15 protein-coding genes are annotated in these 20163 nt (G+C 32.8%); 5 read left to right on the top strand and 10 right to left on the bottom strand.

What is annotated here, in order from left to right; genetic code table 11:
* The first annotated feature begins 431 nt into the window (after positions 1 to 431).
* The 3 genes from M0M44_RS17315 to M0M44_RS17305 all read left to right on the top strand — a co-directional run bounded on the left by M0M44_RS17315 (position 432) and on the right by M0M44_RS17305 (position 3446).
* The gene (locus M0M44_RS17315) at positions 432 to 2348 is read left to right on the top strand and encodes a DUF294 nucleotidyltransferase-like domain-containing protein (RefSeq protein ID WP_248726804.1); all 1917 of its coding nucleotides are present in this window, start codon (positions 432 to 434) and stop codon (positions 2346 to 2348) included.
* 2 nt (positions 2349 to 2350) lie between these two features.
* A complete protein-coding gene (locus M0M44_RS17310; RefSeq protein ID WP_095929311.1) occupies positions 2351 to 2947 on the top strand; it encodes a 3'-5' exonuclease in 597 nt (198 codons plus the stop codon).
* Between the two features lie 106 nt (positions 2948 to 3053).
* Positions 3054 to 3446: a hypothetical protein gene (locus M0M44_RS17305; RefSeq protein ID WP_248726803.1), complete on the top strand. Its 393-nt coding sequence runs from the start codon at positions 3054 to 3056 to the stop codon at positions 3444 to 3446.
* 88 nt (positions 3447 to 3534) lie between these two features.
* On the opposite strand, the gene acs is transcribed toward M0M44_RS17305, so the two are convergent.
* The 7 genes from acs to M0M44_RS17270 form a co-directional block, all read right to left on the bottom strand.
* Complete coding sequence (gene acs / locus M0M44_RS17300) at positions 3535 to 5445, bottom strand: acetate--CoA ligase (protein ID WP_248726802.1); 1911 nt, start codon at positions 5443 to 5445, stop codon at positions 3535 to 3537.
* 487 nt (positions 5446 to 5932) lie between these two features.
* Positions 5933 to 7402, bottom strand: coding sequence for a ketol-acid reductoisomerase (gene ilvC / locus M0M44_RS17295; protein WP_248726801.1), 1470 nt, complete (start codon positions 7400 to 7402; stop codon positions 5933 to 5935).
* Between the two features lie 59 nt (positions 7403 to 7461).
* Positions 7462 to 7983, bottom strand: coding sequence for an acetolactate synthase small subunit (ilvN, locus tag M0M44_RS17290; RefSeq protein ID WP_111291077.1), 522 nt, complete (start codon positions 7981 to 7983; stop codon positions 7462 to 7464).
* Positions 7984 to 8073: 90 nt separating this feature from the next.
* Positions 8074 to 9762, bottom strand: coding sequence for a biosynthetic-type acetolactate synthase large subunit (ilvB, locus tag M0M44_RS17285; RefSeq protein ID WP_248726800.1), 1689 nt, complete (start codon positions 9760 to 9762; stop codon positions 8074 to 8076).
* 128 nt (positions 9763 to 9890) lie between these two features.
* A complete protein-coding gene (ilvD, locus tag M0M44_RS17280; RefSeq protein WP_248726799.1) occupies positions 9891 to 11564 on the bottom strand; it encodes a dihydroxy-acid dehydratase in 1674 nt (557 codons plus the stop codon).
* Positions 11565 to 11835: 271 nt separating this feature from the next.
* Positions 11836 to 12954, bottom strand: a complete 1119-nt coding sequence (leuB, locus tag M0M44_RS17275) for a 3-isopropylmalate dehydrogenase (protein WP_248726798.1) — start codon at positions 12952 to 12954, stop codon at positions 11836 to 11838.
* 60 nt (positions 12955 to 13014) lie between these two features.
* The gene (locus M0M44_RS17270) at positions 13015 to 14190 is read right to left on the bottom strand and encodes a 2-isopropylmalate synthase (protein WP_095929340.1); all 1176 of its coding nucleotides are present in this window, start codon (positions 14188 to 14190) and stop codon (positions 13015 to 13017) included.
* A gap of 155 nt (positions 14191 to 14345) precedes the next feature.
* Between M0M44_RS17270 and M0M44_RS17265 the strand changes: the two genes are divergently transcribed.
* Entirely contained in the window at positions 14346 to 15890 is a 1545-nt protein-coding gene (locus M0M44_RS17265; RefSeq protein WP_248726797.1) for a hypothetical protein, read from the top strand.
* Positions 15891 to 16195: 305 nt separating this feature from the next.
* On the opposite strand, the gene M0M44_RS17260 is transcribed toward M0M44_RS17265, so the two are convergent.
* Complete coding sequence (locus M0M44_RS17260) at positions 16196 to 17851, bottom strand: M1 family metallopeptidase (RefSeq protein ID WP_248726796.1); 1656 nt, start codon at positions 17849 to 17851, stop codon at positions 16196 to 16198.
* A gap of 310 nt (positions 17852 to 18161) precedes the next feature.
* On the opposite strand from M0M44_RS17260, the gene M0M44_RS17255 reads away from it, so the two are divergent.
* Positions 18162 to 18860 (top strand): carbohydrate-binding family 9-like protein, encoded by a 699-nt coding sequence (locus M0M44_RS17255; RefSeq protein ID WP_248726795.1) that lies wholly within the window; start codon positions 18162 to 18164, stop codon positions 18858 to 18860.
* Here M0M44_RS17255 and M0M44_RS17250 read toward each other — a convergent pair whose 3' ends face one another.
* A complete protein-coding gene (locus M0M44_RS17250; protein WP_248726794.1) occupies positions 18861 to 19460 on the bottom strand; it encodes a hypothetical protein in 600 nt (199 codons plus the stop codon).
* A 106-nt stretch (positions 19461 to 19566) separates the two neighbouring features.
* Complete coding sequence (hisIE, locus tag M0M44_RS17245) at positions 19567 to 20163, bottom strand: bifunctional phosphoribosyl-AMP cyclohydrolase/phosphoribosyl-ATP diphosphatase HisIE (protein WP_248726793.1); 597 nt, start codon at positions 20161 to 20163, stop codon at positions 19567 to 19569.

The following is a 20163-nucleotide window of genomic DNA, read 5'->3' as shown; positions in this document are numbered from 1 at the left end:
TTTTTAAATTCTAATCATTTATAAATACGCTGTATGATTTTTATTTTCAAAAATTTTCAAATATTGAAAAATGATTTTTATTTTTAAAAACTCTCAAATATTGAAAATTTACGATGCCGATTATAGTTTTTTCAATTCAAACATTTTTATTAAATTGAAATCGCTTATAAATGCGCTGTATGATTTTTTACTTAAAATAATTTCAAATATCGCAGTATTATCAAACTGGTTAATTGGCGCAGCTCATAATAAATCATCTTTTACCAATCATAAATGCTTAAAATTTCAAAACCTAAAAGTTTTTGCAAGTCTTATTGTCATTATCTTTTAACATTTCTTTAAAATAATTAGTTTCTACTAAAGAACTTTCATTGTAAGAGTTTATTTTACTATTTTTACATTCGATACTTTAAAAATAAATTATCACATATATGAATACAGTTGCTGAACATATTGCAGATTTTTTAAAAGAATACAAACCGTTTGATAATTTAACTTTTCAGGAATTATCAGATATTGCTACGAATATTCGTGTCATTAATTTAGAAAAACATGCGGTATTATTTCAAAATAATGATCCGCTTCACGAGAATTTTTATGTTGTAGCTTCTGGTGTCATTAATCTTACGACTATTGCTGATGCCGAGGAAACTATTATAAATAAATGTCATGAAGGCGATATTTTTGGTTTACGCCCATTTTTTGCGAAAAACAACTACATGATGACCGCTAAAGCGCGTGAGGAAAGTATTGTATATGCTATTCCAATAGCTGTTTTCAGACCTTTTGTAGCCAATAATTCTGATGTATTAAACTTTCTTCTAGAGAGTTTCGCTGTAAATTCACGCCATACCAAAGACAGCATGAGTTCTAACGGCAAATTAGTTTCTGATTCTGATTATATAGATCAGCAGACAGAAATGCAATACATTCAGTCACTTAACTACAATAATTCGCCGTTAACCACAAAAGCAGATTCCATAATTAAAGACGTTGCCAATTTAATGACAGATTCTATGTTAGATAACATTATAATCTGTGGTGAAAAGAATCACCCAATTGGTATCGTCACCAATGCCGATTTATCGTCAAAAATTGCAACAGGACGCTTTCCTATTACTGAAACTATCGATAAAATTATGTCGTCTCCAGTTGTTACAGTTTTAGAAAATGTGTCTTTGGCAGAGGCTCAATTATTAATGCTGAAGCACAATGTAACGCATTTATGTGTTACTAAAGATGGCACTAGCAAATCTGTAGTTAAGGGAATTATTTCTGAGCACGATCTTATTGTAGCACAAGCTAGTAACCCAGGTGTATTAATTAAAGAGATTAAGCGTTCTCAGCTTCCAAAAGATTTAAAACAAATACGTGATCGTCTATCAGATTTGATTCAGAATTCGATTCAAAAAAATATTCCAATCTCGCATGTTAGCAATATTGCAAGTGAGATTAACCTAGCTATTATTAAGAGAGCAGTCGAATTATCAATTTTAGATTTAGGCTCCCCTCCTGCACGTTTCGCTTGGTTAAGTATTGGAAGTCAAGGGCGTAAGGAGCAATTATTGCTCACAGATCAAGATAGTATCTTAATTTTTGAAGATGTTACGCCAGAAAAATATAGAGAAGTTAAAGATTATTTCTTAAGATTGGCAAAACGCACTACTTCTATATTAGAAAAAGTGGGTTACGATTATTGTCCAAATGGACATATGGGAAGCAATATGCTTTGGTGTAAATCATTGAGTGACTGGACAAAACAATACAACGGCTGGATGAATACTCCAGGTGAAAACAGTAATGATTTGAGTAGTATTTTCTTTGATTATGAAATTGTTTTTGGAGAACCAAAAATTGAAGAAGCTATTGAAAACGTTATTTTTAAGAATGCCGTTAACAACACTTTATTCTTTGATTTTTTAGGAAATGATGCTTTGAAAAGAAATTCACCTTTAAGCTTTTTCAAGAAATTCATTGTCGAAGAAGACGGCCCTAACAAAGATAAATTTGATATTAAGACAAGAGCTTTGATGCCATTAATTGATGGTGCTCGCTTATTGATATTAAATGCAAATATTAAAGGAATTCAAAATACTTATTTAAGATTCAAACAATTGGCAATTACAGATTCTAAAAATGCTGAAATTTATTTAAGCTGTGCAGAAGCTTTCTTAACGCTTTCTAAATTTAGAACTGTTGAAGGATTAAAAAATGACGACTCTGGCCAATATATTAATTTAAGAGAAATGTCAAAAACTGACAAAGAGAAATTAAAAAATGCACTATCCCCAATGAAAGACCTGGAGGAACTTATTAAGAGTAAATTTCAATTGACACAATTCTCATAAATATGCTAGACTGGCTAAAAAACATTAACAAAGACTATCCAGAGTTCTGGAAAGACTATTTAACTAAATTCGAAACCAAACCTAATAAGTTTGTTGTTTTGTCTACTGAAACTTCTGGCTTAAATCCGGATAAAGATGTTGTTTTGTCTCTTGGAGCTTTCTCAGTTATTGACGATAGCATTGTTATTAAGGAAAGTTTCGAAACAGTCTTATTACAATATAAATATCTGCAGGATAACGGACTTTCTAATGAATTTATCATTGAAAGCAAAATGATGAAAATGCCTGAACCCGATGCTCTTGAAGCTTTTGTAAAATTTATCGGGAATTCAATTTTAGTTGGACATCATATCAATTTCGATATTGAAATGCTGAATGCTGCCCTAGAACGCTTGAATTGTGGCCGATTAAAAAATGAAGCCTTAGATGTCGATGTGATGTATAGAAAATTGACTGATATAAACGATAAACAGTTTTCGCTTGACGATTTATGCGAAATTTATAAAATTCCAAAAAGTGATCGCAATTCTTCTTCTGAAGATGCATACCGAATTGGTCTTTTATTCTTAAAACTAAAATCTAGATTGGGAATTAAATAAATTTTTAAAAAAAATCAATTACTAACACTACAAAAAAGCCCCTTGTAACTTTGTTATAAATCATCTCTGGAGTACAAACAGAAAATCTACTTTAAATTTAAATTCTATGAAAAAACTATTATTTATTTTACCCATGCTATTTTTTGCAACAATAATTTTTGCACAAAAACAAGATCCCTCATCTAAGCGTATCTTAGGAAGCTGGTATTCTAAAACAAATGTGAATACTAAATGGGTTTTTAATCAAGATGGGAATGTTTACAATTATGACAACAACCAAATGAAAGTGATGTACAAATATACTGTCTCACGCAGCTGTCAGAATTATTCAGATAACAATACTGAATATGTAACTTTACGAGATAAAGATGGTAATGAATTTTGTTTTAAAATAAATGGAGTTAATGAGAAAAAAAATGGAATTTTATCTCTTACTAACTTAAGTAATTCTGAAACTCTTGTTTTTGTAAACGATGTAAACATAAAAATTGCAGAATAATAGAAAAAAATCTACATTTTTAAATTAAAAAATTACAATAGAATAAAAAAATGCCTCTTAAATTTAAGAGGCATTTTTTTATTTTTACTTAAGAAATTCTTTCTTTCATAATTTGCTCAACCACTTCAGGGTTTAATAAAGTTGAAGTGTCTCCGAAATTAGAAAAATCTCCTTCGGCGATTTTACGCAAAATTCTACGCATAATTTTTCCAGAACGTGTTTTTGGCAAACCAGAAACAAATTGGATTTTATCTAATTTAGCGATAGGTCCAATGTGATCAGCAATATATTGGTTAATTTCTTTTGTCAGGTTTTCTTTATTTCTAACTTCTCCCGTTTCTTTAAGAATAACAAATCCATATAAAGCGTTTCCTTTAATATCGTGAGGGAATCCAACAATAGCAGATTCTGCTACAGCTGGGTGCTCATTGATCGCATCTTCAATTGGTGCAGTTCCTAAATTATGGCCAGAAACAATTACTACGTCATCTACTCTACCCGTAATTCTGTAATATCCAACCTCGTCTCTCAAAGCCCCGTCTCCTGTAAAATATTTTCCAGGGAAAGCAGAGAAATACGTTTCTTTATAACGTTCGTGATTACCCCAAATTGTTCTGGCAATTCCTGGCCACGGAAATTTAATACATAAACTTCCAACTACTTGGTTCCCTTCAATTTCATTACGTTTTTCATCCATTAAAACAGGCTGAATTCCAGGTAATGGCAAAGTAGCATAAGTTGGTTTTGTTGGTGTTACAAAAGCAATTGGCGAAATCATGATTCCTCCAGTTTCTGTCTGCCACCAAGTATCTACAACAGGACATCTCTTATCTCCCACGTGGTCATTAAACCAGTGCCAAGCCTCTTCGTTGATTGGCTCTCCAACAGATCCAATAACTTTAAGTGATTTAAGTGGATATTTTTGAATATAATCTAAACTTTCTTTTGCTAATGAACGGATTGCAGTTGGTGCAGTATAGAATTGTGTAATTTTATGTTTTTCGATAATATCCCAAAAACGGCTAAAATCTGGATAAGAAGGAACTCCTTCAAAAATTACTGTTGTCGCACCATTCAACAATGGTCCGTATAATATATAAGAGTGACCTGTAATCCATCCTATATCTGCTGTACACCAGAAAATATCATTGTCTTCGTAATTGAAAACATTTTTGAAAGTATAAGCAGTATAAACCATATAACCAGCAGTAGTATGAACCATACCTTTTGGTTTTCCAGTTGATCCTGAAGTATATAAAATAAATAACGGATCTTCAGCATCCATAATTTCGGCAACACTATTATCTAGAGCTGCGTCTAATAATGGCTGCAACCAAACATCACGGCCATCTTTCATTTTTACATCAGTATTAGTTCTTTTAGATACTAAAACTTTTGTAACAGAAGGACAAGTTTCTAGAGCTTCATCAACAATTCCTTTTAAGTCAATTGTTTTGTTTCCTCTATAACCTCCATCTGATGTAATTACCATTTTACATTCGCAATCGTTGATTCTTGCAGATACTGCAGAGGCAGAAAATCCTGCAAAAATAACAGAGTGAATTGCTCCAATTCTAGCACAAGCTAAAACAGAAACGGCCAATTCTGGAATCATTGGCAAATAAATACAAACTCTGTCTCCTTTACGAACGCCTTGCTCGCGAAGAACGTTTGCCATTTTTGAAACTCTTTCGTATAATTCATTATACGTTATATGTAAAGCTTCTTCAGAAGGGTCGTTCGGTTCAAAAATAATTGCCGTCTTCTCTCCTCTTTTGCTTAAATGTCTATCTATACAGTTTTTGGTAATGTTAACTTTAGCATCTGTAAACCATTTTACTTCTGCTTCAGCCATATTAAAATCAACAACTTTTTCCCATTGCTGGTACCATGTAAAATTCTCCTCAGCTATTTTTCCCCAAAATTTTCTTGGCTCTCTTATTGACTTATTGTAATGTTTAAAGTATTGTTCTAAATTTTCAATTTTGTAATAGCTCATCGTTTGTTGAATTTTTTTATAAATGTATTAAATCTGAACGTATTCGTGAAATAATTTAATTCATAAATTTTATTAAAAAAAAACATTTCTTTAATAAAATATGATAATTGTCTGAAATTATTTTAAAACTTTATTTTTTATTATCACTTAAGGCAAAAAAGGCATAATAAATAGATATTATGCCTTTTTAATTTAACAAATTTCAATAACAATTAATTTTTGCAAACCGCACTGCGAGACTTTTCTCTATTTTGAAAATAGCAGCATCATTATTAATTAAAATAGAAATTTCAACAAGTATATTTATAAAAATATACCCCATTATTAGGGATCCGCTTCACTTAACTCTCTCACTGAAGTTAAGTGAATGCAATATGCATCTATATCTTTTATCTTAATAAGTGCTTACTAATTCAAAATATTACAAATCATTGATACAGTGCAAATCCCGCAAAATCGAATTCTGCGGGAATTCCCAATTTTTTAATTATCCAATTTTTTTCATTGCTGTCATAGATTCTCTCAACCAAGCACCTACTTCTTCAATAGGGTGTTGACGAATTTCTTTGTTTACAGCGATAAGTACTGCATTATCAACTCCGTTTGAAGTTGAAAATGGTTTACCAATAATATTAGTTTCTACTTTTTTCATGAATTCAGTCAATAATGGCTTACACGCATGATCAAACAAGTAGCATCCGTACTCAGCAGTATCAGAAATTACACGGTTCATTTCGAATAATTTCTTTCTTGCAATTGTATTAGCAATTAATGGCAATTCGTGTAGTGACTCATAATAAGCAGATTCTTCGATAATCCCAGCTTCAGTCATTGTTTCGAAAGCTAATTCAACACCAGCTTTTACCATTGCAATCATTAATACTCCATTATCAAAATATTCTTGCTCAGAGATTGGAGCTTCTTGCGGAGCTGTTTTTTCGAAATTAGTTTCTCCTGTTGCAGCTCTCCATTTTAATAAATTCACATCATCATTAGCCCAGTCAGCCATCATAGTTCTTGAGAATTCTCCAGAAATAATATCGTCTTGGTGTTTTTGGAATAACGGACGCATGATATCTTTCAATTCTTCAGCCAATTCGTAAGCTTCAATTTTTGAAGGATTATTTAAACGATCCATCATATTTGTAATACCACCGTGTTTTAAAGCCTCAGTGATAGTTTCCCATCCGTATTGGATTAATTTAGAAGCATATGCAGCATCAATTCCTTTTTCAACCATTTTGTCGAAACATAAAATAGATCCTGTTTGCAATAAACCACAAAGAATAGTTTGCTCACCCATTAAATCTGATTTTACTTCAGCTACAAAAGATGATCTTAAAACTCCTGCTCTGTGTCCTCCTGTTGCTACAGCGTAAGCTTTTGCTTGATCTAAACCAAATCCGTTTGGATCATTTTCTGGATGAACTGCGATAAGAGTTGGAACTCCAAATCCTCTTTTATACTCTTCACGCACCTCAGAGCCTGGACATTTAGGAGCACACATAATTACAGTGATGTCTTTACGAATCTGCATTCCTTCTTCTACAATGTTGAATCCGTGAGAATAAGCTAAAGTAGAACCTTGTTTCATTAATGGCATAATGGCAGTTACCACAGCAGTGTGCTGCTTGTCTGGTGTAAGGTTACAAACTAAATCTGCAGTTGGAATCAATTCTTCATAAGTTCCTACAGTGAAACCATTTTCAGTTGCATTTTTATAAGAAGCTCTTTTTTCTGCAATTGCATCTGCACGCAATGCATAAGAAATGTCTAAACCAGAATCTCTCATGTTTAAACCTTGATTCAAACCTTGTGCTCCACAACCAACAATTACAACTTTTTTTCCAGCCAATGCTGCAATTCCGTCTGCAAATTCAGATTGCTCCATAAATTCGCAAACTCCTAATTGTTCTAATTGTAATCTAAGTGGTAATGTATTGAAATAATTTGCCATTTTTGTTTTAATATTTAATGAAATGAAATTTAATATTGATTATATATAACTAAGATTTATTATTTAAAGGTTTCTAATAATGCAGAAATCTCCATTTTTTGTTTAGAAACTGATATTCTTCCCGAACGCACAAACTGCATAATTCCGTATGGTTTGAACTTTTGGTATAATTCCTCAATTTCAGAACGTCTTCCTGATTTTGAAATCACAAAGAAATCACGAGAAACAGTCACAATTGTAGACTGGCTTTCTTTGATGATATTCTGAATTTGCTTCTCGTCAAACAACAAACTTGATGCGATTTTAAACAAAGCATTTTCTAAGAAAATTGTTTCTTCATCTGTATGATAAAATGCCTTTATAACTTCAATTTGTTTTTCAATTTGCCCAACAATATTCTGAACCCATTTTTCTGTCGTATTTACTACGATGATAAATCTTGAAACATTCTCTATTTCTGATTCTGAAACATTTAGACTTAATATATTAATGTGACGTTTTAAGAATATTCCCGATATTCTATTTAACAAACCCACGTTATTTTCTGAGTATACCGATATGGTAAATGTTTTATCTTCCATGTTGTTTTTTTAGTTTTATTTGTTTCAGGTTCCAAGTTTCATGTTCTCAGCAGAACTTGAAACTTGGAACTTGAAACATGAAACCTTTTCTTAACTTAATCTAATTTCTGACACACAAGCTCCTGTCGGAATCATTGGGAAAACGTTGTTTTCCTTTTCGACAACAACTTCTAAGAAATACGAATCTTTTGAAGCTAGCATTTCAGCGACCGCTGCATCTAGATCTTCACGCTGTGTCACTTTTTTAGATTTGATATGATACCCTTCGGCAATTGCAATGAAATTTGGATTAATCATTTTTGTTGAAGCATATCTATTATCAAAGAATAATTCTTGCCATTGGCGAACCATTCCTAAGAATTCATTATTTAAAATAACAATCTTCACTGGAACTTGAGTTTGGAAAATGGTTCCAAGTTCCTGAATTGTCATTTGGAAGCCTCCATCACCAATAATCGCTACTACTTCACGCTCTGGTTTTCCCATTTTTGCTCCAATTGCAGCAGGCAATGCGAATCCCATAGTTCCTAATCCGCCAGAAGTAATGTTACTTTTAGTCGAATTGAATTTAGCATAACGGCAAGCAAACATTTGGTGCTGTCCAACATCAGATACAATAATCGCATCTCCTTTTGAGTGTTTGTTGATCATTTCGATAGTCTCTCCCATCGAAATTCCTTTACCATTTGTTGGGTTTAATTCTTCATTTATAACTGAATCATACTCAATTTTACTCAATTCTTTGAATTCATTATGCCATAAATCATGTGATTTTGCATCAAGAAGTGGTAATAAGGCAGCTAAAGATTCTTTTACATCTCCTAAAACAGCAATTTCTGTTTTCACATTTTTATCAACCTCTGCAGGGTCAATTTCGAAATGAATTACTTTTGCCTGTTTCGCATAAGTGCTTAATTTACCTGTAACACGATCATCAAAACGCATTCCGAATGCAATTAAAACATCGCATTCGTTAGTTAGTAAATTGGGCGCATAATTTCCATGCATTCCAAGCATTCCAACGTTTAGAGGATGATCTGTAGGCAAAGCCGAAAGTCCTAAAATTGTCCAAGCTGCAGGAATTCCAGCTTTTTCAACAACCGCTTTAAATTCTGCTTCAGCCTGACCAAGAATAACTCCTTGTCCAAAAACAATAAAAGGTTTTTTTGCACTATTGATTAGAGCTGCAGCTTCGGCAACTTTATCTAAATTTAATTTTGGAACTGGAACATAACTTCTAATTCCTGTACATTTTTCATAACTAAATTCGAACTCATCAAACTGAGCGTTTTTAGTAATATCTACCAATACAGGTCCTGGACGACCAGAACGAGCAATGTAAAATGCTTTTGCAATAATTTCAGGAATTTGAGAAGCTTCCGTTACTTGAAAGTTCCATTTTGTTACCGGAGTCGAAATTCCGATAATGTCTGTTTCCTGAAATGCATCAGATCCTAATAAATGTCTTCCAACCTGCCCTGTAATACAAACCAATGGAGTTGAGTCGATTTGAGCATCTGCGATACCAGTTACTAAATTTGTAGCTCCTGGTCCAGAAGTAGCAATTGCCACCCCTACTTTTCCTGTAGCTCTTGCATAACCTTGAGCTGCGTGTGTTGCACCTTGTTCGTGACGTACTAAAACATGGTGTAATTGATCTTGAAATTTATATAATTCGTCGTAAACTGGCATTATAGCTCCACCTGGGTAACCATAAATTAAATCTACTCCTTCTGCTAATAAACATCTTATAACGGCTTCTGCCCCTGATATTTTCATAGTATATCTTTTTTTCAAAAATCAATATCAAAGTTCAATTTCAAAATTCAGTGGTAATCTTTCATTTCTATTTCCACCCGAATTTGACATTGTCATTGCTATTGTAATTGATATTTTTATTTTTATAATTAATTATCGGTAACACATCCTGTTGATGCACTCGAAACCGATCTAGCGTATTTAAGTAAAACCCCTCTGTCAACTTTTAAAGCCGGCTGAACCCATGCCGCTTTTCTTGCTGCAAATTCTTCGTCAGATATCTTCAAGTCGATTGTATTTTTCACAGCATCGATCGCGATTAAATCTCCATCTTTTACTAGTGCAATACCTCCACCGTCATATGCTTCTGGTGTAACGTGACCTACCACGAAACCGTGCGAACCGCCCGAGAATCTACCGTCTGTGATTAGTGCACAACTGCTTCCTAATCCAGCACCGATTATGGCAGATGTAGGCTTCAGCATTTCAGGCATTCCCGGACCACCTTTTGGCCCACAACCCCTGATGACGACTACATTACCTGGTTTAATTTTTCCTGCTTGAAGACCAGGAATTACTTCAAATTCACCTTCAAATACAACAGCTGGTCCTTCGAAATATTCTCCTTCTTTTCCGCTGATTTTTGCCACAGCACCTTCAGAAGCAAGATTTCCGTATAATACTTGGATATTTCCTGTTGGTTTTAACGCTTTTTGAATTTCATGAATAACTTCTTGTCCGTCTTGTAAATCTGGAGTTGAAGCTAAGTTTTCTGCAACTGTTTTTCCTGTTACGGTTAAACAGTCTCCGTGAATAAGTCCAACTTTCAGCAAGTATTTCATAACTGAAGGAATACCTCCAACTTCATGAATATCTTCCATCATATACTTACCACTTGGCTTCATGTCTGCCAATACTGGTGTTCTATCGTTAATAGCCTGAAAATCGTCTAATGTAATTGTAACTCCAACTGAATGTGCCATTGCAATTAAGTGCATAACAGCATTTGTAGAACCACCTAAAACAGCTACGATTGTAATAGCATTTTCGAATGCTTTACGAGTCATAATGTCTCTTGGCTTGATATCTTTTTCTAATAATATTTTGATTGCTTTCCCAGCTTCTAAACATTCGTCTCTTTTTTCTTGACTCAAAGCAGGGTTAGAAGAACTGTAAGGCAAGCTCATTCCTAATGCTTCAATTGCAGAAGACATTGTGTTTGCAGTATACATACCACCACAAGCACCAGCTCCCGGACAAGCATTCTGAATAACACCTTTAAAATCTTCTGGAGTGATTTCACCTTTTACTTTTTTACCTAAAGCTTCAAAAGCAGAAACGATATTAAGAGATTCTCCTTTCCATTTTCCAGAGTGAATAGAACCACCGTAAATCATCATCGATGGACGATTTAATCTTCCCATTGCAATTAATGCACCTGGCATATTTTTATCACAACCAGGAATTGCAATAATACTATCATACCATTGCGCTCCGGCAACAGTTTCGATAGAATCTGCAATTACATCTCGAGAAACCAACGAGTAACGCATTCCTTCAGTACCGTTAGAAATACCGTCACTGACACCAATGGTATTAAAAATAAGTCCGACAAGATCCGCATCCCAAACACCTTTTTTAACATCTTTTGCTAAATCATTAAGGTGCATGTTGCAAGTGTTACCATCGTAACCCATGCTCACAATACCAACTTGTGCTTTCTTTAAATCTTCTTCAGTTAAACCAATTCCGTACAACATCGCTTGCGCCGCAGGCTGTGTTTGATCTTGTGTGATGGTCTTGCTGTACTTATTTAATTCCATTATTGCTTTTTATTTATTTTAAAATTTTATTCAAAAAAAAACCTTCCAGTATTTGGAAGGTTTGTAATATAGTTTTTCAATTATATTTATAACATTCCCGATGCAGATGTGTGAATCACATTGACAACAACGACAGAAGTAATAATAATTGAGATTTGCATCATTTATTTTTTTAGTGTCACAAAAGTAAGCAAACTTCTGGAGGTAAAAAAATAAAATCTCAACATTTCAAAGACTTTTTGTTATTATCTTCACGTTTTAACAAAAAATATTAAACAATTGTAGATTGTCCAATACTTACATTATCATTATTAAAATACAGCAAATCGTCTTTGCTGAAAATAAAATTAGAAACGAACTCTCCTACTTCGTTTGTTCCGAATTTTGAATCTGGTTTTAAATCAACTGTAACCACTTTGTATTCAATTGCTTTCTCTACCGCTTTATAGATTACATTTGCTTCTTTAGTTAATCCAAAATGTTCTAACAAAAGTGCTGCTGCTAAAATCGAAGCAATAGGATTGGCAATATTTTTTCCTTTTGCCTGCGGATATGATCCGTGAATCGGCTCAAACAAAGCATTTTTTTCGCCTAGAGATACTGAAGGCAATAAACCAATTGAACCTGTAATTACACTGGCTTCATCAGACAAAATATCTCCAAACAAATTCTCAGTCAAAATCACATCAAACTGTTTCGGATTTAAAATCAGCTGCATTGCTGCATTATCCACAAACAAGAAATCAAGCTTAACATCTGGATAATTTTCGCTCACTTTCTGAACTACTTTTCTCCACAATCTTGAAGTCTCCAGAACATTAGCTTTATCTACCATTGTTAGCTTTTTGCGTCGTTTTTGTGCCGATTTAAAAGCTAAATGTGCAATTCTAGTAATTTCTTCTTCTGAATATTCACATAGATCCGAAGCATGTGTCCCTTCTTCATTTAGTGTTTTTGCACCAAAATAAGCACCACCTGTTAATTCTCTAAAAATGGTAAAATCAGCTCCTTCAATAATTTCTCTCTTTAAAGGAGAAGCTTCAATTAAGGCTTTATAAGGTTTTATAGGACGAATATTAGCAAACAATCCTAATTCTTTACGCAGTTTTAATAATCCTTGCTCAGGACGAACCTTTGCGTTTGGGTTGTTATCGTATTTTGGATCTCCAATAGCACCAAGCAAAACTGCATCTGTATTTAAACAAAGATTCAGAGTTTGTTCCGGTAAAGGAGTTCCTGTTTTATCGATAGCAACCGCTCCCATCAGCGCTTCCTCAAAAACAAATTCATGATTATACACTTCGCCAATGGCGTACAAAGCTTTCTTAGCCTGTAATATTACTTCAGGTCCAATTCCATCTCCTGGTAAAACTGCAATTTTTAAATTCATAATCTCTCGCTATTTATGTCTTTAAATCCTTATTGTTCCTTAAATTCTTATTTTGAAATATTAACTTCTAATTAATTCTCCTTCTATTTTAGAAGCTTCGATAATCTGGTGAATATCTGCATCTACAACTTCTTTTTTAATATCAGCAAATTTCAAAAACTCGATGTAAACGATATCTAATTGGGTTTTTGTCAATTCGTAACCTACTTTCTTAGCGCGGTAAGCCAACGCAGCTCTTCCGCTTCTTGCTGTTAAAATGATTGAAGATTCATTCACACCCACATCAAGCGGATCCATGATTTCGTAAGTCGCTCTATTTTTGATTACTCCGTCTTGGTGAATTCCAGAACTATGCGCAAAAGCGTTTGCTCCTACAATCGCTTTATTTGGCTGTACAATCATTCCCATACTTTCAGAAACTAAACGGCTCATTTCGTTCAATTCTCTTGTATTGATGTTTGTATCTAAATTTAAGTAAGGATGTTGTTTGAAAATCATTACCACTTCTTCAAGTGCAGTGTTTCCAGCTCTCTCACCAATACCATTAATAGTACATTCTATTTGTCTTGCTCCATTTATAGCTCCTGCAATTGAGTTTGCAGTTGCCATTCCTAAATCATTATGACAGTGACATGAAAGGATTACGTTTTCGATTCCTTTTACGTTTTCTTTTAAGTATTTAATTTTTGCTCCGTATTCTTCTGGAAGACAGTATCCAGTAGTGTCAGGAATATTCAATACAGTTGCTCCAGATTTTATAACTTCTTCACAAACTTTTGCTAAGAACGCATTATCAGTTCTTCCTGCATCTTCAGCGTAGAATTCAACATCTTCTACATATGATTTTGCATGTGCTACTGCGAATTTTGCTCTTGCAATAATATCTTCAGGCGTAGTTTGTAATTTGTGGAGTATGTGAGATTCTGAGGTTCCGATTCCAGTATGGATTCTAGGTTTCTTAGCGTGCTTTAAGGCAGCTGCAGCAACATCAATGTCGTTCTTTACGGCTCTTGTTAGTCCGCAGACGGTTGCATTTTCTACAATTTTACAAATCTCAGAGACCGATAAAAAATCGCCTGGACTTGACACAGGAAAGCCTGCTTCGATAATGTCAACTCCCATTTTGTCAAGTCGTTCTGCGATAACTAATTTTTGCTTAGTATCTAACTTACATCCTGGAACTTGTTCACCATCTCGCAAAGTGGTGTCAAAAATTTGAACTTTCTCTCTATTCATATTCATTAATTTAATGTAATTTCACATCTTGATAACAAATATATATTGTACTATTACAGTATGAAATTCATTTTAATGAAATTATACTGTTCATAAAACGTTTTATCTTACATCAACTAACTTATAATCAATAAGTTATATTATTATTTTTTACAATGGCTAACCATCAAAAAGATTTCTTATTTGTTCTAATCAAATCACTTTCGAAATCAGAAAAAAGGCAGTTTAAAATTTTTGCAAGCCGATTAGAAACGAGTTCAAACACAAAATTTATCGAATTATTCAATATTTTAGATAAATCTGAAGTTTATGATGAAAAACTCATTCTTAAAAGTGGTATTATCCAAAAAGTACAGTTATCTAACTTAAAATCATACTTATACAAACAGATTCTAGTAAGTATAAGATTAAATATCCCTAGCCAGAACATTCGCTATCAGCTTCGAGAGCAAATGGATTTTGCTGTTATTCTATATAATAAAGGATTATACAAACAGAGTTTAAAAATTCTAGACAAGACAAAACAGCAGGCTTTAGAAAATGACGAAAAATATATGGCGTATGAAATTGTTGAATTCGAAAAACTAATCGAATCGCAATATATTACACGAAGTATTCAAGGACGCGCTGATGAATTGGTTGTTCAGGCCAAAGAATTAAATTATAGAAATACAATTTCAAGCAAATTGTCTAACTTATCGCTGCAGTTGTACGGCATCATGCTAAAAACAGGGTATGTAAAAAGTGACGAAGAGTATAAATATATAGACGACTATTTTAACAGACATATTGCAAAACTAGACGAAAGCAAGTTTGGTTTCCGCGAAAAATACTGGTTTTATAATGCTAATCTTTGGCGAAGCTTTCTGGTACAAGATTTCTTAGCGAGTTATAAATTTGCTTATAAATGGGTTCAGCTTTTTTATGATAATCCAAATATGATTTATCTGAATCCGGTATTTTTTCTAAAAGGAAACCACTATTTTCTGGAATCGCTTTATATGCTTAAATATACATCGAATTTCAAGAGATATTTAAATCTTTTAGAAGAAACCATTGCAGACCCTAAGTTTCCTTCGAATGATAATCTTGCATCATTATCTTTCTTATATGTATACAACAATAAATTAAACCTGCATATTTTAGAAGGCACATTCGCGGAAAGCGAATACTTGATTCCTGAGATTTTAAATAAACTGAAAGTACACAGCGAACATCTTGATGAGCATCACGAAATGTTGTTTTTCTATAAAATTGCTTCTATTTATTTTGGTAACGAAAAATACAATGAATGCATTAATTACTTAGATAAGATCATCAACAACAAAAACTTGACTATGCGTGAAGATTTAATGTGTTTTGCAAGATTATTGTCTCTGATTGCGCATTATGAGCTTGGAAAAGATTATTACTTAGAAAATCATTTAAAAAGCACCTATAAGTTCTTATTGAAAATGAACGATTTGCACGAGGTTCAAAAAGAGATTATCAAGTTTTTAAGAAACTTAAACAACTTCTACCCTGCTGACATCAAAAAGGAGTTCAAAAAAATGCATGCTCGTTTCGTAGAACTTGAAAAGAATACCTACGAAAAAAGAGCTTTCTTATATCTTGATATTATTTCGTGGTTGGAAAGCAAAATCGAAAATAGAAAAATTGCTGATATTATAAAGGAGAAAGCGAAATTGAATAATCGATAATTTATTTAAATTTCAATAGAAAAATTCCAAATTCCAATAAAAAGGTTTAAAAAACAATAAGTTTTTCAAACCTTTTTGTCATTTCGACCGAAGGGAGAAATCACACTAGAAACTCCATAAAGATTGGCGATTATCTGTTTGGAAATATTACCGCGATTTCTCCCTTCGAAATCACAAAATGTTACGAAAACAAACGCTACAGGTTTTAAAAACCTGCCGGGTTTAATATAAAAAACTAAAATAAAAAATCCCAAACGCCACTTAATTGGAATTTGGGATTTTTTATTTTGAAATTTTAAAAAACTTTATTCTACAATATTAGAAGTCGTTACATAGAAATCTTTATCTACTTCTAGTTTCCTATCTTCGTTTGTTGTTTTAACTGATTGCCATTCTGTTGTTGGTTTTAGCCAAGTTTCAACACCATTTAATTTTACTCTTACTGGCATATCAAATTTAGAAACACAGTTTGTCCAGTGGTAGCCAAAAGTTCCGTTTTTAAACATATATTCAAATACTGGAATCTGAGTTGTAGTTAAATATTGCGCAAAAACTCTGTTGAAGTTAATTCCAGATTGCTCATTAATATAATCCTGAATCTGTTTTCCAGTAACCGTTTGGTGATAGAAAGTCTTATTCATACCTCTCAAAATCGATTTCCATTTTGCATCATCATTGATTACCTGACGAATCATGTGCAGCATTGAAGCTCCTTTTGGATACATATCACCAGAACCTTCATTATTCACATCATAATGCCCGATAATTGGAATATCATTTTGAATATTTTTTCTACATCCAATTACATATTCAGCTCCAGCCTCTTTTCCGTAATAATATTCAACAAATAAACTTTCCGAATAGTTTGTAAAACTTTCATGAACCCACATATCAGCAATATCTTTATAAGTAATATTGTTGGCATACCATTCGTGTCCCGATTCGTGAATGATGATAAAATCAAATTTTAATCCCCAGCCAGTTCCACTCAAATCACGTCCTAAATAACCATTTTTATATTGATTTCCGTAAGTTACAGAACTTTGGTGCTCCATTCCTAAATACGGAACTTCAACCAATTTATAGCTGTCTTCGTAGAATGGATAAGGACCAAACCAGCTTTCAAAAGCTTTCAGCATTTTTGGAGCATCTTTAAACTGCTCTTTTGCTAAAGCTAGATTGTCTCTTAAAACATAATAATTACAGTCTAAATTTCCTTTTTCGCCTTTAAAAACTTCTGAAAAATTAACGTAATCACCAATATTAATGTTTACGCCGTAATTATTAATAGGATTTGCAACATACCAATTGAAGGTTTTGGTTCCATCTTTTTCTTTTTTAACGCTTTGTAATCTTCCGTTAGAAACCTCTGTTAAATCTCCTGGAACATTTACGCTGATTAGCATATTCTCCACTTCATCATACATATGATCTTTACATGGCCACCAAACGCTCGCGCCTAAACCTTGACAAGACGTAGCAATAAAATCTTTTCCGTTTTTATCTTTTTTCCAAGAGAAACCGCCATCCCAAGGAGCTCTAACAGCTTCTTTTGGTTTTCCTTCAAAGAAAACTACGATTTCTTTTACTGCACCAACTTTTTGTTTTTCTATTAAAGTAATAAAGAAAGCATTTCCATTTCTTTCAAATTTTAAATCTTTACCATTCTGAGTCACTTTCGTAATATTCATTGGTTCCTGCAAATCAATCTGCATACGATTGTTCTCTGTTAAAACAGTATAACGAACAGTATTTGAACCTGAAATAAATTTTTCTGAAGGCTTAACCTTTACATCAAGGTGATAATATTTTAAATCCCACCAGACTCTCTCTTTTGTGATGCTTCCGCGTAAAGTATCCTGATGTGTAAAAACGGTTTCCGACTTATTCAAAAGTCCCTGAGCATTGGCAGTAAAACCAATTAGAAAAGCAGTTAAAATGCTTCCAAAGTAATTTTTCATTGGTTAGAATTATAATATAAATAAAGTATTCGAACTTAATCTGTCACAAATGTAAACATTAGGATTAAGAATTCTAAAATTTTATGATTTCTTCATAAAAAACACCCCAAATAAATAAGAAATTTATGGGGTTTCATTTAAAATAGCTGCAAAGATTAATTTGTAATTTTAGATTCAATAACATAAAAGTTTTTATCTACAGTTAAAGCTGTTTTTTTCAGTGTTTAAATCTTTGTCTTACTTCCCATCAAAAGAATTAACCGAGATATTCATTTATTCTTCGTTATTTTAGTCTTTTAAAACAGAAAAAATGAAATTTCACCTATACGCCGCCTTTTTTTGCCTTATTTGGACAAATTCAACTGATGCGCAAACCTTTCCAATTTATAAAACAAATGAAAAAATCAGTATTGACGGCGATTTATCAGAATGGAAAACACCTTTTCTCGGTCCGTTTGTAATTCATAATTCCGGAGACAAAGCTTCTCAAAATACTTTTGTTTCACTTTCGTGGAATGATGAAAACTTATACATCGCTTATAAATGCAATGATTCTCAAATTATCGGTTCTTTACAAAAGAAAGATTCGCAGATATTTAATACTGACGATTTGGTCGAAATCTTTCTTGATCCCGATGGAGACAGTCAAAACTATATTGAAATTGGTGTAAATGCATTTTCTACAAACTACGATTTACTTTTAAAATGCATCTCAGAAGAATGTGGCGGATGGAATACAGCAATGGATTTTGATATTAAAGGCTTAGAAACTGTCAGTAAAATCAATAAAGACGGATACACTGTAGAAATAAAAGTTCCTTTTTCCAGTCTTAAAAAAATTAAAAATGGCAGTTTTTCAAAACCTAAAGTCGGAACTAAATGGAATGGAAATGCTTTTAGAATTGATTATGGTAACACAACCGAATATCTTGCTTTACAGCCTTATAAGAGTTTGAAATTTGGTTTTCATCAGCCTCAGGAATTTGCAGTTTTTGAATTTGTGAGGTAATTATATAAGTGGCATAAATTGTACTTCTGTTGGCTTATAATACTCCGCATCATCAACTAAAAACTTAAAAGCCGTATTCGTTTTTGTCAATTTATAAACTTCAAAAATAGACTTATTGCGCATGAAATTTATATTTTGATAAAATCTATCATTAAAATTTCCATAAAATGTATAGGTGTCCAAAAACATAGAAATCCCTTTTTTTAAAACTGTTGGATTTAAAAAAGCTTTAGGCAAGAATATATTGAGAAAAGTATTATTGTCTACATACAATTCTCCAGTACTTTCATTAATTGGATAAAAATTTCCATAAGACGATCTTTCTAAAAATAAAATTAATCTTTGTCCTTTTTTTAACTCTTTATTTCTGGGATCACATAGCCATTCTTTCCAGATTGCTACCTTAATTTTTGAGCTTGATTTTCCTTTTATGAACTCACTTATCGTGAACTCATATTCATTTTTAGAAACTTTAAAAATAGTTCCATCAACAATCAAACTAGCCTTAGAAACAACCATCGAATATGGCATTACAGCTTTCTTAAACCCGTAATTAAACACAGAATAGAACAAAAACAGTAAACAAAAATTGAATCTCATAAAAGCTCTTATTAAAAACTAAAAATACTTTTTTTTTAGATACCTGACATAAAAAAAAGTATTATGACACCATAATACTTTTTTTTCATGAGAAAAAGCCAATAAACTATTTCTGGCGTCCTTTTAAAACTTCTACAACATCATTCAATTGATATCCTTTTGCTTGAAGGAGAATCAAATAATGAAACAATAAATCGGCGCTTTCGCTAAGGAACAAATCATCGTTGTCATCTTTTGCTTCAATAACCACTTCTACAGCTTCTTCGCCTACTTTTTGAGCAATTTTATTGATTCCTTTTTCAAATAGAGAAGCTATATAACTTTTCTCAGAATCTGCATTTTCTCTTCTGGTTTTGATTGTGTTTTCTAATTGAGAAATAAAACCGTAATTCGCGTCATTTGGTTCTTGCCAACAAGTATCTGCTCCTGTATGACAAGTTGGTCCTACAGGTTTTGCCTGAATTAAAAGCGTATCGCCATCACAGTCATTTTTAATACTTACCAAGTTCAAAAAGTTACCACTCTCCTCGCCTTTTGTCCAAAGTCTTTGTTTTGAACGGCTGAAAAAAGTTACTTTTTGAGTTTCTATTGTTTTTTGAAGCGATTCTTCGTTCATATAACCCAGCATCAAAACATTTTTTGTTTCTGAATCCTGAATGATCGCCGGAATTAATCCGTGTGCGCTTTTGATATCGATTTCCAT

Origin of the sequence: Flavobacterium humidisoli (assembly GCF_023272795.1) — a bacterium.
In the GTDB taxonomy this organism is placed as follows: Bacteria; Bacteroidota; Bacteroidia; order Flavobacteriales; family Flavobacteriaceae; genus Flavobacterium; species Flavobacterium humidisoli.
This window is presented reverse-complemented; position numbering and strand designations above follow the sequence as displayed.

Coding starts and splice junctions, on each gene's coding strand:
- hisIE (WP_248726793.1), bottom strand. CDS start 20,163: ATGGAAATCGATATCAAAAGCGCACACGGATTAATTCCGGCGATCATT.
- ilvN (WP_111291077.1), bottom strand. CDS start 7,983: ATGGAAGATAAAACATTTACCATATCGGTATACTCAGAAAATAACGTG.
- ilvD (WP_248726799.1), bottom strand. CDS start 11,564: ATGGAATTAAATAAGTACAGCAAGACCATCACACAAGATCAAACACAG.
- leuB (WP_248726798.1), bottom strand. CDS start 12,954: ATGAATTTAAAAATTGCAGTTTTACCAGGAGATGGAATTGGACCTGAA.
- ilvB (WP_248726800.1), bottom strand. CDS start 9,762: ATGAAAATATCAGGGGCAGAAGCCGTTATAAGATGTTTATTAGCAGAA.
- M0M44_RS17255 (WP_248726795.1), top strand. CDS start 18,162: ATGAAATTTCACCTATACGCCGCCTTTTTTTGCCTTATTTGGACAAAT.
- M0M44_RS17265 (WP_248726797.1), top strand. CDS start 14,346: ATGGCTAACCATCAAAAAGATTTCTTATTTGTTCTAATCAAATCACTT.
- acs (WP_248726802.1), bottom strand. CDS start 5,445: ATGAGCTATTACAAAATTGAAAATTTAGAACAATACTTTAAACATTAC.
- M0M44_RS17305 (WP_248726803.1), top strand. CDS start 3,054: ATGAAAAAACTATTATTTATTTTACCCATGCTATTTTTTGCAACAATA.
- M0M44_RS17260 (WP_248726796.1), bottom strand. CDS start 17,851: ATGAAAAATTACTTTGGAAGCATTTTAACTGCTTTTCTAATTGGTTTT.
- M0M44_RS17270 (WP_095929340.1), bottom strand. CDS start 14,190: ATGAATAGAGAGAAAGTTCAAATTTTTGACACCACTTTGCGAGATGGT.
- M0M44_RS17310 (WP_095929311.1), top strand. CDS start 2,351: ATGCTAGACTGGCTAAAAAACATTAACAAAGACTATCCAGAGTTCTGG.
- ilvC (WP_248726801.1), bottom strand. CDS start 7,402: ATGGCAAATTATTTCAATACATTACCACTTAGATTACAATTAGAACAA.
- M0M44_RS17315 (WP_248726804.1), top strand. CDS start 432: ATGAATACAGTTGCTGAACATATTGCAGATTTTTTAAAAGAATACAAA.
- M0M44_RS17250 (WP_248726794.1), bottom strand. CDS start 19,460: ATGAGATTCAATTTTTGTTTACTGTTTTTGTTCTATTCTGTGTTTAAT.